Origin of the sequence: Streptomyces sp. NPDC088147 (assembly GCF_044741565.1) — a bacterium.
In the GTDB taxonomy this organism is placed as follows: Bacteria; Actinomycetota; Actinomycetes; order Streptomycetales; family Streptomycetaceae; genus Streptomyces.
Genome location: NZ_JBIUSY010000006.1, coordinates 21,526 through 35,874, shown reverse-complemented (window position 1 = coordinate 35,874; position 14,349 = coordinate 21,526). Strand labels below are relative to the sequence as shown.

Here is a 14,349-nt window from a genome sequence, read left to right as displayed (position 1 = left end):
TCCAGGTCCTGGAGACCGGCGTCTCACCAGGGGGCCGGCCGGCACCTCACCCGCGGCTGCCCCCGGTACGGCTGTCCCCGGTGGCGACGCGCGTGAGGATCTCGGCCGCGACCAGGTCCGGCACCTGCTGCGGCTGCCAGTGCGACACCTTCTCCAAGGTCACGAGACGGTACGGAGCCGCTACGTACTCGGAGGTCTTCCGGGCGGCCAGCGTGCTGACCGACTCGTCCTCCACGCTCCAGATGAAGGTCGTGGGCACCGTCACCTCACCCAGCGCGCTGCGACCGTCGAGGAGCGCGCCGGTGCGGTACCAGTTCAGGGCCGCGTGGAAGGTGCCCGGCCGCGTGTGGAAGTCGACGTAGCGGGCCTGCTGTTCGGGGGTCAGCGCGTTGTCCGCACCGGCGAGCAGTGCGCGCAGCGAGGCGGCGTCGTCGCCCAGCCAGTACTCCGTGGAGCCCTCCGCCGTCAGCAGTCCGACGTACTTCGAGGACTCCTGCTGCTCAGGATCGACGCGGTAGGCGTGCTGGTAGGCGTCCAGATGCGGAAAGGCGACAGCGGTCAGTGTCCGTATCCGGTCCGCGTGCCGGGCCGCCAGGTACCAGGCGACGATGGCACCCCAGTCGTGCCCCACCACGTGGGCCCGCTCCACACCGAGCGCGTCCAGGATCCCCAGGACGTCCCGGGCGAGCAAGGGGAGCCGGTAGTCCTCGACCGCCGTGGGGCGGGCACCCGGAGAGTAGCCGCGCTGGTTGGGCGCGATGGTGCGCAGGCCGGCCCTGCCGAGGACCGGCACGACATCCGTCCAGGACTCGAAGTGGTGCGGCCAGCCGTGCAGCAGGACCACCGCCTCGCCGTCGTCCGGCCCGGCGGTCTCCACGTCAAAGGTCAGTCCACCGGTGGTGACCTCCACGACCTCACGTCCGGGCTTCGCCTTCGGCCGCGCGAGAGCGGACTCCACACGGGCGGTGAACCCGGGAGCGGCGAACGCCTCAGGGCCGTCGACCAGGCTGACGACCCGCGCATAGGCGACGGCGACCTCGTCGTCGCGTGCCGCGGCGGCCGTGACGCGGGCCGCCTGCCGCTGCTCGGCGGAGGACGGATCGGCCAGGCCGAGGCGGGCCCGGTCGTTTCCGACCGCCATGCCCCACGGGGTGTCGATGGCTTCCCGGGCCAGATCGGCGAAGTACGCGCCGGCGACCGGCTCCCCGCCCCGGCCCAGATGGTCCCTGAGCACCGTCGCCCCGATCGCGGCGACGGTCATGCCCTGGGCGTAGGTGGGGTTGAAGCTGCACACGGCGTCGCCGATCACCAGGAACCCCTGGGGGAACGAGCCGAGGTCCTCGTAGCGGCGGCGCAGGTTCGCCGGGAAGCGATAGGCCACGAGTTCGTCGAGCGGGCGGCCCCGCTGCACCGCGTCGTAGACGTCCGACGTCGCGAGGGACTTGAGGAAGCCGAGGAAACCCTCCTCGTCGGTCGGCGGATGGTCTCCGTTGACGCCGTACGCCGTCACCACGGTCCGGCCGTCCTCGACCCGCGCGCACACCGCGCCGCGCGGCACCGCCGGGGAGGCCACGACATGCAGGGACACCTGGTCGCCCAGTACCTCGTCCGGCAGCGCGTAGTGCCGCGTGGTGTAACCGAGGCCCACCTTCGCGGTCTCCTCCGGCACCTCGGGCAGGCCCCAGGAACCGAGCCAGACCGGGGCGCGCGAGCCGCGCCCGGTGGCGTCCACGAGAAGGTCGCAGGCGAGTGTCTCGGTGGCGCCGGAAGGGCCGGTCAGCACCACACCGGTCACTCGCCGGCCGCCGTCCTCGACCACCGGTTCCACCACGTCATAGCGTTCGAGGAACCGTACGGGAGCGAGCGCGGCCACCCGGTCGCGGACGCGGTTCTCGAGGAGCGGCCGGCTCGCCGAGACCACCCGCAGACCGGACCGCGGCTGCCGCATCGGCCGGCCGTCCAGGACCCAGCGCACCTGAGCCGTCACATCGCCGTACGCCGCACCGTCCGCCACGAATTCATCCGTGACGCCGGGAAACAATTCCTCGATGATCTGCTGACCGCGAGCGAGCAGTCCGTGCACATGCTTTCCCTGGGGCACCCTGCGCCGCGGCTCATTTCCGGTCGTCAGCACATCCCGGTCCACCACCACGACCTCGGCATACGAATCGGCCAGCACACGCGCGGCGAACAGCCCCGCCATGCCCGCACCCAGGACGATCGCGCTCTTTCGTACTGAATCCACCACGGTTTGCTCCTCCGTCAGGTCGGCCGGGGCGACCATGAATGCGCCGCGTTTCCGCAGGTCAATCGTGCCTTCTCGACTGCCGGCGCGTGACGGCCCGTACGCTACCCCGCATCCTTCCGGCGCCCGTCAACTCACCGATAACCCGCGGTTCTTGAATCCCGCCGGGCATCGATTACCGAGTCGAGAACCGGCAATGACCTGCTCTTCGGCGGTGCCAAATAGATTGCCCAGGCGACCATAATCCACCCAGCAATGCGCGGAAGGTGCCGGCGCGAAGAACGAAAAGCGTTTTCCCGCAGGCGACAGGAGGAACGAGCATGACCGCGACCGCCCCGGCCACCGAGCCGTCCGCCACTCCACAGGAACTCATCTCCCGCGCACGCGCCTTGATCCCGCTGCTGCGCTCCAACGTGGCGGCGACCGAGGAGCTGGGCAATCCCGTCCCGGAGAACCTCGAAGCGCTGCGCGCGGCCGGACTGTTCCGGCTCACCACCCCGCCCGACCACGGCGGCCTCCATCCGAGCATGCGCACCCAGGTACAGATCATCGCGGAGGTGGGGCGCGGCTGCGCCTCGACCGGATGGATCGTGGCCAACCACGCGGCGTCCACCGAGTTCACCCTCATCCTGGAGGCGGTGGCGACCCAGGAGATCTTCGGCGACAACCCCGACGCGGTGTTCCTCTCGGCCGGCTGCTCGCCCGACTCCCACGCCGAGCGGGTGCCCGGCGGACTCAAGGTCACCGCCCGCGCGCCCTACGCCTCGGGCTGCGAGATCTCCGATTGGGCACTGCTCATCGGCATTCCGTTGCACGACGACGGGAAGACGACCGGAGCGGTCAACGTCCTGGTCCCCCTGGCGGAAGCCGAGATCCAGCAGACCTGGAACGTCGCGGGCATGCGGGGCACCGGTACCAACGGGATGACGGTGACCGAGGTGTTCGTGCCCGACCGGCGCACCCTGGTCGTCGAGAAGGACAACCTCGACCGGCTCGAGGAACTCCTCTCCCCGACCGAGCTGGTCAAGGGCAATCTGCACTCCCTGTCGGCGCTCGTCGGCGCGGCCCAGGGCGGCCTCGACATCGTCGGCCAGTCCCTGGAGAAGGGCAGGCCGATCGCGTACTCCACCTACCGGCGCTCCGCCGACTCACCGGTCATCCAGCACCTGTTCACCGAGGCGACCCACCTCGTCGACACCGCCTCGCTGCACATGCTGCATGTCGCCGATGTCTTCGACGGCCTGCTGCCCGGGGAAGAACTCGCCCGCGTGGAGCGCGCTCGTGCGCGCATGCACTCCGCGACCGCGCTCTCCCGCGCCAGGGAGGGCATGCAGAAGCTTCTCGACGTCGCCGGTACCAGCGGCTTCGCCCACGCCAATGTGTTGCAGAGCTACTGGCGGGACCTGGAGGTGGGCAGCCGGCACGCCATGCTCGGCCTGCCGATGATCGTCGAGGACTACGGCCGGGCACTCCTCGGGGCCGGGCCGACGATCACCCAGTACCACTGATCCGGCGTGTCCACCGACGACCCGGACGCCGAAGGCGCTTCCCACGACCCTCGATCCGAAGGATCCGATCCGACCATGGACGACATCGATCTGGCCGAGCCCTTCCTGCTCGGCTGGCTGGCCTCCGTCGGCCTGGACGCCCATTACGTACGGGCCGAAGGCGACTACCTGTACCGGCGGGACGAGCACGGACAAGAGATTCCCGTGGTCGACTTCGCCGGTGGCTACGGCTCCCTGATGCTGGGGCACAACCATCCGGCGATCGTGGCCCTCGCCACGGAGATGCTGGAGGGCGGAGCCCCGGTCCACGCCCAGTTCTCGCGCCATCCGTACGCCAAGGACCTCGCGGCCGCGCTGAACGACATCGTGCGCCGCGAGACCGGGAACGACGAGACGTACTCGGCCGTGTTCGCCAGCACCGGCGCCGAGGCCGTCGAGGTCGCGGTCAAGCACGCCGAACTCGACCGGGTCATGAAGCTCACCGCACTCCGCGCGGAGATATCCGCCAACGTCGAGGCCGTACGTGCCGAGGTGGCGGCGGGCCGTGCCACCGTATCCCCCGAGCCGTCCCTCGTGATCGGTGTGGACACCGCCGACATCGAAGCCGTCGTGCGCCGGATCGACGAGGTGAACGCGGAGCGGGCGGGCGCCGCGCCGCTGATCTTCGCTCTGGAGGGCGGGTTCCACGGCAAGCTGATGGGCAGCGGCAAGCTCACCCACAACGCCGCCTACCGTGAGCCCTTCGCCGCGCTCGCCACGACGGCGAAGTTCATCGCCCCCGCCGATATCCCCGCGCTCCCGAAGATCTTCGACGAGGAGCGCGTGGATCTGCTCGATCTGGTCGTGATGGGCGGCGAGGTCGGCGTCATCACCCGGCCCCTTCCGGTGTTCTGCGCCTTCGTCCTGGAGCCCGTCCAGGGTGAGGGAGGCATCCGGTCGCTCGATGTGCGGTCCGCGGCGCAGATCCAGGCCGCCTGCGCCCAGGTCGACTGCCCGATCGTGGTCGACGAGGTACAGAGCGGCATGGGCCGCACCGGAACCTTCCTGGCCAGCTCGGCCATCGGACTTCGCGGTGACTACTACGCCCTGGCCAAGAGCCTCGGCGGCGGGATCGCCAAGGCCTCCGTGATGCTGGCCCGTTCCTCCCGCTACCGCCGCGAGTTCGAGCTGGTGCACAGCTCCACGTTCGCCAAGGACGTCTTCTCCACCACGATCGCCCTCAAGGTGCTCGAACTCCTGGAAGCCGATGACGGCGCCCTCTACCGGCGCGCGGCCGAGCGTGGCGCCCGCCTTCTCGAACGGCTCCGCGCGGTACGGGAGGACTTCCCCGACGTGGTGGCGGACGTACGCGGCAGGGGACTGATGGCGGGGCTCGAGTTCCACGACGCATCCGATTCGCCCTCCCCCCAACTGCGCGACCATGCCCGGGGATCCACCCTCGGGTACGCGATCGCGGGCCGGCTTCTGGCGAAGCACCGTGTGCGCACCTTCCCGACGGCCAGCTCGCCCAACACACTGCGCTTCGAGCCGTCGGTCACCATCGGTGACCCGGAGATCGCCCAGCTCGAAGCGGGCCTGCGCGCGGTGTGCGAGCTGCTGCGCGCCCAGGACGGCGCGGGACTGCTGGACCACGTCGCGCCGGTCTGAACCCCACCGGCCGGGCGCTCCGAACCCACCGGTCGGCCGGGCGGGCGGCATCTCCCGGTGCCGCCCGCCCATCCGCCGGTCATCGCCGCCTCTGGCCAACTGACCACGCGATGACGAGAGTCACGGATTACCCGCCATGGTGAGCCACCCTCATAGGGTGGCTTTCTCATTCTCGTCAGGAGAATCCAGGAAGGAAATTCCGTATGAGCGCGGCGTTGCCCACAGAGAGCGGTCCGCGGGCCCGGCTGACTTCACTGACCGGAGTGCGCTTCATCGCCGCATTCATGGTTTTCATGTTTCACGCCGGGCTTGTGCAGCTCTTCGACAACCGGTCGATCGGGGATACATTTCTGCGAATATTCAGCAAGACGGGCTGGATAGGGGTCTCGTTCTTCTTCGTCCTCAGCGGATTCGTGCTGACCTGGTCGGCGAGGAGCAACGACACCGCTCCCGCGTTCTGGCGGCGCCGGTTCGCCAAGATCCTGCCCAACCATCTGGTGACGTTCGTGGTGGCGTTGGTCCTCTTCGCCTCCGTCGCGACGCCTGTCACCACGCAACTGCTCAACTTCGCGCTGCTACACGCATGGGTGCCCGATATCAATGTGTATTTCAGCCTGAACAAGGCGAACTGGTCGCTGGCCTGCGAGAGCGTCTTCTATCTGCTGTTTCCTTTCCTGCACGCCCGGTTGCTCAAGATCCGCACCGAGCGTCTGTGGTGGTGGGCCGGCGGCCTGATGGCCGTCATCATGGCGCTGCCCGCGCTGGCGCTCGCCGTACTGCCCGCGGAGCCGACCCTGCCTGCCCCCGACGACCCGGCGCCCGCGGCCGTCTACTGGTTCCTCTACGTCCTGCCCCCGGTGAGGGTTCTCGACTTCCTGCTCGGCATGGTGCTCGCCCGAATCGTCCTCACCGGACGGTGGGCCGGCTTCCGGGTGCTGCCGCTGACCCTGCTCTTCGTCGCCTGTTACGTCGTCTCGCTCCAACTGCCGGCGAGCTTCGGCCTGGGCGCCGCCACCATCGTGCCGGTGGCGTTGCTCATCCCGGCCGTCGCGCAGCTCGACGTCAGCGGCCGGCCCTCGCTCCTGCGCCACCCGGTGGCCGTGTGGCTCGGTGAGATCTCGTTCGCCTTCTATCTGACGCAGTGGCTGGTTCTGCCCGGTGCCATGAGCGTCCTCGGCACCGAAGGAGACACCTATCCGACCTGGGCGGCCGTGGGCCTCCTCGTGCTGTGGCTCGCCGTCTCCCTGCTGTTGTCCTGGGCGCTGTACGTGGGCGTGGAACGGCCCGCGATGCGCCGCTTCTCGCGCGGCCGGCGAAGCCGGGCTGCCGCCGCGCGGAAGACCACCGTCGAATACGCCGACGCGGGGCCCGGGTCGCGCCCGAACGACCCGGCGGGCCGCTGACAGGCGGACGCCTGAGCGACCGGCGGCATGAGCAGAGCAGTAGCAGAGCAGTAGGGGCCGGGAACATCCTCCCCGGCCCCTACCGCCGCCGCGGCCGCCTCAGACCGTCCAGACACCGCTCGGCAGGGTGTCCTTCACATAGGCCGTGAAGTCGCGCGGCTCACGGCCCAGGAGCCGCCGCACACCGTCGGAGAGATAGCCGCCGCCGCCCTTGGCCACATCGCCGAGCAGGTCGGCGGCGAACTCCGCGTACGCACGGTCGTACCCACGTCCGACCAGGTGGTCGGCGTACTCGGCGCCGGAGACCGGCACATAGGAGATATCCCGGCCCGTCGCCCCGGCGATCTCGCGCACACAGTCGCCGAAGGTCATCACCCGCGGCCCCGACAGCGCGTATGTGGTGCCGTCGTGGCCGTCCTCGAGCAGCGCCACGGCCGCCGCCGCGGCGATGTCCTCGGCGTCGATGAAGGGCTCGGGGCCCTCGGCGGTGGGCAGCCTGACCTCGCCGGACACGATCGCGTCCCGCAGGAACGGCTCCTCGCTGAAGTTCTGCGCGAACCACGTGGGCCGCAGCACGGTCCAGCCGGCCCCCGAATCCCGCACCGCGCGCTCCACGGCGAACACCGCGTCGTCGCCCGCCTGTTCCCAGGCGCGCGCGGACAGCAGCACCAGGCGGCGCACACCCGCCTGCACCGCGACATCGACGAATTCGGCCATCAGCTCCGCGGCATTCTCGTCCTGCGAGTCCACGAGATAGGCCGCCCCGGTGCCCGCCACGGCCGTCCCCCAGGTGTTCTTGTCCTGCCAGTCGAACCGGCGCTCTCCGGAGCGGGAAGCGGAGAGAGGGCGCGCGCCGCGTTCGGACAATTGCTCGACTACGCGTCGTCCTGTCTTTCCGGTACCACCGATGACCAGGATGGGTGAATCGTTCATGGGTCTATTAAATACTGCCATTGCCATCCCTCGGAATACGGTGGTGTCGACTCGTCTTGAATTCACGGTACGCGGCGGGTAATTGTGCGTCCGCGTCGGATGTGTCGGCCTTGCTCGGGCGGCTCAATGACCGGAAGCCGCCGGGAAATGGCCCGCCTCGACGAAGAACTCGACGTAACGGGCAAAGAGTTCGGCGGTCAGCGGCGGGCATACGAGGCCGCTGCCCGCGAGTGCCGTCTCCGTCTCCGAGGTGTCGATCGGCGGATAGAACGCGTCCGTGTCCGAGGTCATCATCTCGAAGGCGTGCAGCAGGGGCCGGATCGCATTGTCCCGGTCCGCCCGCACCCGCTCGCGCCAGCTGTTCCAGTCCAGCTCGTCCAACCGGTAGCCGAGCGACCGCAGATACTCCACACACCGCACCAGGCTCAGCGAACTCCGGTTGAACAGATGGAAGGTACCTCCCGCGGACTCCGGCCGCCGGGAGACACCGAGGATCGCCCCGCTCACGTAGTCGACCGGCAGCAGGTGGAACCGGCCGCCCACGCCGGCCGGGGCCGCGCCCGACTGGAGAATGCCCTTGAGGCCGAGCCACACGAAGTCCCGGGTCTGGCAGGCGCCGTGCTCGGTGTCGCCGGAGATCACATCGACCCGGTACACCGAGACCGGCATCCCCCGCTCGCGGGCCAGCTCGATGATCTGCTCCGCCACCCACTTGCTCTGCAAGTAGCCGCTCGGGAGGGCCTCGGCGGGCCCGGTCGGATCCGTCACCGTCAGCGGTACGCCCGGTTCGCGCGCCCCGTCGAACACACCCACGGTCGAGACGTAGTGCACCGGGACCGTGCGGTGCCGGGCCGCGAGCCGCAGCACCTCCTGGGTGCCCGCGACATTCGCCGCGCGCAGCGAGCTGTACGGGTGGAGCCAGTGCACCCGCGCGCCGTTGTGGTAGACCACGTCCACCGTCCGGGCCAGCTCGTCGAACCGCTCCTCGGAGAGCCCGAGCCGCTCCTCGCCCAGGTCGCCCAGGACGATCGAGAGACGGTCCTCGTGCACCGAGTCCCACACCCGGTACCACTCCAGGCCGGCCCGCAGCCGCGCGAGGGCCTCGGCCGGGTCGTCACCGCGCACCAGGCAGTGCACCCGGGCCTCGGTGGTCCGCATCAGATCGCGCAGCAGGAACGCGCCCAGGAAACCGGTGGCGCCGGTCAGCAGGATCTCCCGGGGCTGGAGCGCCACCCGTACCACCTCGGCCGCCGGACGGATGTCGTCCGCGAGCCGGATCTCCGCGGCGAAGTCCACGCCGCCCCCGGTCTGTGCGGCCCCGGCGGCCTCGGCCAGCAGATGCGCGGCCAGCGCGGCCGGCGTCGGATGGTCGAAGACCAGGGTGGCCGGCTGACGGCTGCCGGTCAGGGTGCTGAGCCGGTTGCGCAACTCCACGGCGGTCAGTGAGTCGAAGCCCAGCTCGGTCAGCTGTCGCCCGGTCTGGATGGCGGACGTGCCCGCGTGGCCGAGCACCGCGGCGATCTGACCGAGGACCGCGTCGAGGGCCACCCGCTCCTGCTCCGCCTCGTCGAGCCCGGCGACCAGCTCCGCCAGGGAATCCGCCGATTCGGGGCCGTCGAGCGCGGCCCGCCGAGCCGGCACCCGCACCAGTGCGCCGAGCACCGCGGTCCGGCCGGACTGGGCGCGCAGCGCCGCGATGTCCACCGGCGTCGCCACCACGTCGGGCCGGCCGAGGGCCAGTGACAGGTCGAGCAGCGCGGGACCCTGGTCCTCGGGAACGGGACGGAACCCACTGCGGGCGATCCGCCTGAGGTCGATCTCGCTGAGATGTCCGCTCATGCCGCCGCTCTGCTCCCACAGCCCCCACGCGACGGAGGTGGCCGGAAGCCCGTGTGCGTGCCGGTGCTGTGCCAGGGCGTCCAGGAACTGGTTGGCGGCGGCATAGCTGGCCTGGCCGGGTCCGCCGACCACGGCGGCCACGGAGGAGAACAGGACGAAGGCGGCCAGGTTCCGGTCCCGGGTCAGCTCGTGCAGATTCCACGCCGCGTCCACCTTGGGGCGGAGCACCGGGTGCAGCCGCTCCGGGGTGAGAGAGGACACCAGGCCGTCGTCCAGGACGCCCGCGGTGTGCACCACGCCGGTCAGCGGATGCTCTGCGGGGATCGTCGTGAGGAGCGCGGCGAGTGCGTCGCGGTCGGCCACATCGCAGGCGGCGACCGTGACATGGGCGCCCAGCTCGGTGAGCGACGCCGTCAACTCCTCGGCCCCGGCGGCCTTGGGGCCACGGCGGCTGGTGAGCAGCAGCCGGGTGACCCCGTACTCGGTCACCAGATGGCGGGCGAACAGCGCGCCCAGACTGCCCGTGCCGCCGGTGATCAGCACCGTCCCCTGGGGGTCCCAGACCGGCGAGGCGCTTCCGGGCTTCTGCGCGGCCCTGACCAGCCGGGGTACGTACGCCTGTCCGGCACGCAGAGCGAGCTGCGGCTCGCCGGACGCGACCACCGCGGCCCCGTCGGTGTCGGCCTCGGCTGCGGCGTTGGTGAGGGTGTAAGTGTCGGTGTCGCTGTCGCTGTCGCTGTCGAAGAGGAAGATCCGGCCCGGGTGCTCCGACTGCGCGGACCGCACCAGACCCCACACGGCGGCCCCTGCCAGATCGGTCACGTCCTCGTCGTCCACGACACGGACCGCGCCTGAAGTCACCACGACCAGGGGGGTGTTGACAAGCCGGTCGTCGTCGAGCCACAGCTGTACAAGGCGCAGTACGCGCTCGGTCGCGCGGTGCACCCCGTCGGCCAAGGGCACGTCGGACGAAGGTTCCTGACGAGTCATCACATAACGCAGGGGCAGTCCCGCGGCGACCGCGGCACCCGCTTCGTCGGGGGTCGCGAAGTGCTCAGCGCCCGGCTGCCCGGCACCGAGCACGCCCCACACCGGCTCCCGCGTGGCAGAACCGTCGGGCAGGGCGACAGGTTCCCAGCCGATCCGGAACAGTGAGTCCTGGTGCCGGTGCAGCGCCGCCGACACCCGCTCGGCGGTGACCGACTCGACGGCCACCGCGCCGATCGTCGCGACGGGCTGCCCGCTCCCGTCCGCGATCCACACGGGGGTACCCCCGGCCGCCCCGGCACCGATCCGTACGCGCAGCACCGTGGCCCCGGTGGCGTACAGCCGCACCTCGCGCCACCAGGCGGCGTGCGGGGCCGACCCGTTCGCCACGTCATGGAGGAGCGCGGGACGTACGGCCGCGTCGAGGAGGGCCGGGTGCAGGGTGAATCCGTCGTCAGTGGCCGGCTCGGGCAGGCGTATCTCCGCGAACAGCTCGCCGTCCCTCCGCCAGGCCGCGACGGTCCCCCGGAAGAGCGGTCCGTACCCGAGCCCCGCCGCTTCGAGCGGGGCGTCGAGGTCAGCGGGCGTGATCTCCTCGGCACCCTCAGGAGGCCAGGCGGCCGACTGGACGGGGGCGCCCGCGGCGGCGACGCCCAAGGTGCCGCGCGCATGCTCGGTCCATGGTCCGTCCTCGGTCTGGCTGTGCACGGTGACCGTGCGGTTGCCCGCCGCGTCCAGCGGGCTCACCCCCGTCTGCAACCGCAGCGCGCCCCTCGCCGGGACGACCAGGGGAGTGTGCACCGTGAACTCATTCAGGACCGTGGCCCCGAACTCGTCCCCGGCCCGTACGGCGAGTTCCACCAAGGCGGACGCGGGCATCGACGCGAGGCCGTGGACGAGGTGAGCGGCCAGCCAGGGATGGGTGCGCAGCGAGACGCGGTGCGTGAACAGGGCCTGGTCGGAGCCGGCGACGGTGACGGCCGAGCCCAGCAGCGGATGCCCGCTGGCCCGCAGTCCCGGCCCGGCGTTGGACGTGGCCGTCGCGGTGGCGTCGACCCAGTAACGCCGGTGCTGGAAGGCGTAGGTGGGGAGTGGGATGTGTTGGGTGGTGGTTCGGTTGTAGTAGGCGGTCCAGTTGATGGGGGTGCCGTGGGTGTGGAGTTGGGCGAGTGTGGTGGTGAGGGTGTGGGGTTCGGGTTGGTCGCGGCGGAGGAGTGCGAGTGGTTGTGTGAGGGTGTCGGTGAGGAGTGGGGTGAGGGTGGCGTCGCCGATTTCGAGGGTGGTGGTGACGCCGTGGGTGGTGAGGGTTTGTGTGGCGTGGTGGAAGCGGACGGTGTTGCGGAGTTGGTTGGTCCAGTAGTCGGCGGTTCTGAGGTCGTTGCCGGTGGCGGCCAGTCCGGTGAGGGTGGAGATGATGGGAATCGTTGGTGTGTGGTAGGTGAGTGTGTCCGCGACGGTGCGGAATTCGTCGAGGATGCTGTCCATGTGGGGGGAGTGGAAGGCGTGGCTGACCGTGAGGGTTTTGGTCTTGTGGCCCTGTTCCTGGAAGTGGTGGGCGATGGTGTGGGCTGTCCGCGTGTCGCCCGAGATGACGAGGGTGTCGGGGGTGTTGATGGCGGCGATGGTGACGTTGTGGGTGAGGTGGGGGCGTATCTGTTGTTCGGTGGCTTGGATGGCGATCATGGTGCCGGTGGGGGGAAGGGTTTGCATGAGGCGGGCGCGGGTGGTGATGAGTGTGGTGGCGTCTTCGAGGGTGAGGATTCCGGCGAGGTGGGCGGCGGTGATCTCGCCGATGGAGTGTCCGGTGAGGTGGTCGGGGGTGATGCCGAGGGATTCGATGAGGCGGTAGAGGGCTACTTGGAGGGCGAAGAGGGCGGGTTGTGTGTAGGTGGTCTGATCGAGGTCGTGGCCGGTTTCGATGACCTCTTGGATCGGCCGGTCGAGGTGTTTGTTGAGGGCTGCGGTGACGGTGTCGTAGGCGTCGGCGAAGACAGGGAAGGCGGCGCGCAGTTCCCGGCCCATGCCGACCCGTTGTGAGCCTTGGCCGGGGAAGATGAGGGCGAGGCGGCCGGTGGTGGGTTGTCCGGTGGTGAGGTGGGGGGTGTGGGGGTGGTGGGTGAGGGCTTGGAGTCCGGTGAGGAGTTGGTGGGTGGTGTTGCCGGTGATGAGGGCGCGGTGGTCGAGGGTGGCGCGGGTGGTGGCGAGGGTGTATCCGATGTCGTGGGGGGAGAGGGTGGGGTGGGTGGTGAGGTGTTCGTGGAGGCGTTGTGCCTGGGCGCGCAGCGCGTCGGGAGTCTTGCCCGAGATCGGCCAGACAATGGGCGCGAGAGTCGACAACTCCCTTGTGCCGGGGCCCGTTTCGACGTTCTGTTCCGCGTCCGCTTGCTCAAGGATGACATGGGCGTTCGTCCCGCTCACGCCGAAGGCCGACACGGCGGCTCGCCGCGGTCGGCCGGTGGTGGGCCACGGGCGGGCCTCGGTGAGCAACTCCACGGCGCCCGACGTCCAGTCGACCATGGGGGAGGGCTCGGCGACGTGCAGGGTCCGCGGCAGAAGGCCATGCCGCATCGCCTGCACCATCTTGATGACACCGCCGACACCCGCCGCGGCCACCGTGTGACCGATGTTGGATTTGAGGGAGCCGAGGTGGAGGGGGTGGTCGGTGGGTCGGTTGTGGCCGTAGGTGTTGAGGAGTGCCTGGGCTTCGATGGGGTCGCCGAGGCGGGTGCCCGTGCCGTGTGCCTCGACGGCGTCGATGTCGTGGGGGGTGAGGCGGGCGTCGGTGAGGGCCTGGCGGATGACACGTTCTTGCGAGGGCCCGTTGGGGGCGGTGAGTCCGTTGGAGGCGCCGTCCTGGTTGACGGCGGAGCCGCGCAGTACGGCCAGTACGTGATGCCCGTTGCGGCGGGCGTCGGAGAGCCGCTCGACCAGCAGCAGACCGACCCCCTCCGACCACGCGGTGCCGTCCGCGTCGGCCGAGAACGATTTGATGCGTCCGTCGGGCGCGAGCCCGTTCTGCCGGGAGAAGTCGACGAACCCGCTGGGAGTCGCGGTCACCGTGGCTCCGCCGGCCAGGGCGAGATGCGACTCGCCGGAACGTACCGACTGGGCTGCCAGGTGCAGCGCCACGAGGGAGGACGAGCAGGCGGTGTCGATCGACACCGCCGGACCCTCGAAGCCGAAGGTGTACGCGATACGGCCCGAAGCGACACTGGAGAGCTTGCTGGTCAGCAGATAGCCCTCGAACTCCGTGGGGCCCTCGAGCCCCAGATAGCTCTGCTCGATCACCCCGGCGAACACTCCGGTGCGGCTGCCGCGCAGCGTGCCGGGGTCGATGCCGGCCTGCTCCAAGGTCTCCCAGGCGGTTTCGAGGAGGAGCCGCTGCTGGGGATCCATCGCGGCGGCCTCACGCGGCGAGATCCCGAAGAACGCCGCGTCGAACTGGGCGGCGTCGTGCAGGAAGCCGCCCTCGCGGGTGTACGCGGTGCCGGGGTTCTCCGGGTCGGGATCGTACAGTCCTTCCAGGTCCCAGCCGCGGTCGGTCGGGAAGCCGGAGATGGCGTCCACCTCGCCGGCCACCAGATCCCACAGTGCGTCGGGCGAGGCGGCCCCGCCGGGGAAGCGGCAGCCCATGCCGATGATCGCCACCGGCTCGGACGCGGCGGACTCCAGCTCGGCGACCCGGCGGTTGGCCTTCTGGAGATCGACAGTGACCCGCTTGAGGTACTCGACCAGCTTCTCTTCGTTGCGCATCGCGTTGGACATCGCGTTCGTGACTCTCCTCGGG

General features: G+C 70.3%; 6 protein-coding genes. 3 read left to right on the top strand and 3 right to left on the bottom strand.

Annotated elements, in window-relative coordinates; all coding sequences use genetic code 11:
- Nucleotides 1-46 precede the first annotated feature (46 nt).
- Entirely contained in the window at nucleotides 47-2,245 is a 2,199-nt protein-coding gene (locus ACIOGX_RS21055) for an alpha/beta fold hydrolase (RefSeq protein ID WP_401915158.1), read from the bottom strand.
- A 320-nt stretch (nucleotides 2,246-2,565) separates the two neighbouring features.
- Here ACIOGX_RS21055 and ACIOGX_RS21050 point away from each other — a divergent pair, with 320 nt between their 5' ends.
- From ACIOGX_RS21050 to ACIOGX_RS21040, 3 genes are all read left to right on the top strand, one after another.
- The gene (locus ACIOGX_RS21050) at nucleotides 2,566-3,753 is read left to right on the top strand and encodes an acyl-CoA dehydrogenase family protein (protein ID WP_401915155.1); all 1,188 of its coding nucleotides are present in this window, start codon (nucleotides 2,566-2,568) and stop codon (nucleotides 3,751-3,753) included.
- Between the two features lie 75 nt (nucleotides 3,754-3,828).
- Nucleotides 3,829-5,400 (top strand): aspartate aminotransferase family protein, encoded by a 1,572-nt coding sequence (locus tag ACIOGX_RS21045; RefSeq protein WP_401915152.1) that lies wholly within the window; start codon nucleotides 3,829-3,831, stop codon nucleotides 5,398-5,400.
- Between the two features lie 203 nt (nucleotides 5,401-5,603).
- Nucleotides 5,604-6,803, top strand: coding sequence for an acyltransferase family protein (locus ACIOGX_RS21040; protein ID WP_401915149.1), 1,200 nt, complete (start codon nucleotides 5,604-5,606; stop codon nucleotides 6,801-6,803).
- 99 nt (nucleotides 6,804-6,902) lie between these two features.
- Here the strand turns inward: ACIOGX_RS21040 and ACIOGX_RS21035 are convergent, their stop codons facing one another.
- Both ACIOGX_RS21035 and ACIOGX_RS21030 read right to left on the bottom strand, forming a co-directional pair.
- Nucleotides 6,903-7,736: an NAD(P)H-binding protein gene (locus ACIOGX_RS21035; RefSeq protein WP_401915147.1), complete on the bottom strand. Its 834-nt coding sequence runs from the start codon at nucleotides 7,734-7,736 to the stop codon at nucleotides 6,903-6,905.
- A 123-nt stretch (nucleotides 7,737-7,859) separates the two neighbouring features.
- Nucleotides 7,860-14,327 (bottom strand): type I polyketide synthase, encoded by a 6,468-nt coding sequence (locus ACIOGX_RS21030; RefSeq protein WP_401915144.1) that lies wholly within the window; start codon nucleotides 14,325-14,327, stop codon nucleotides 7,860-7,862.
- Nucleotides 14,328-14,349: the final 22 nt, after the last annotated feature.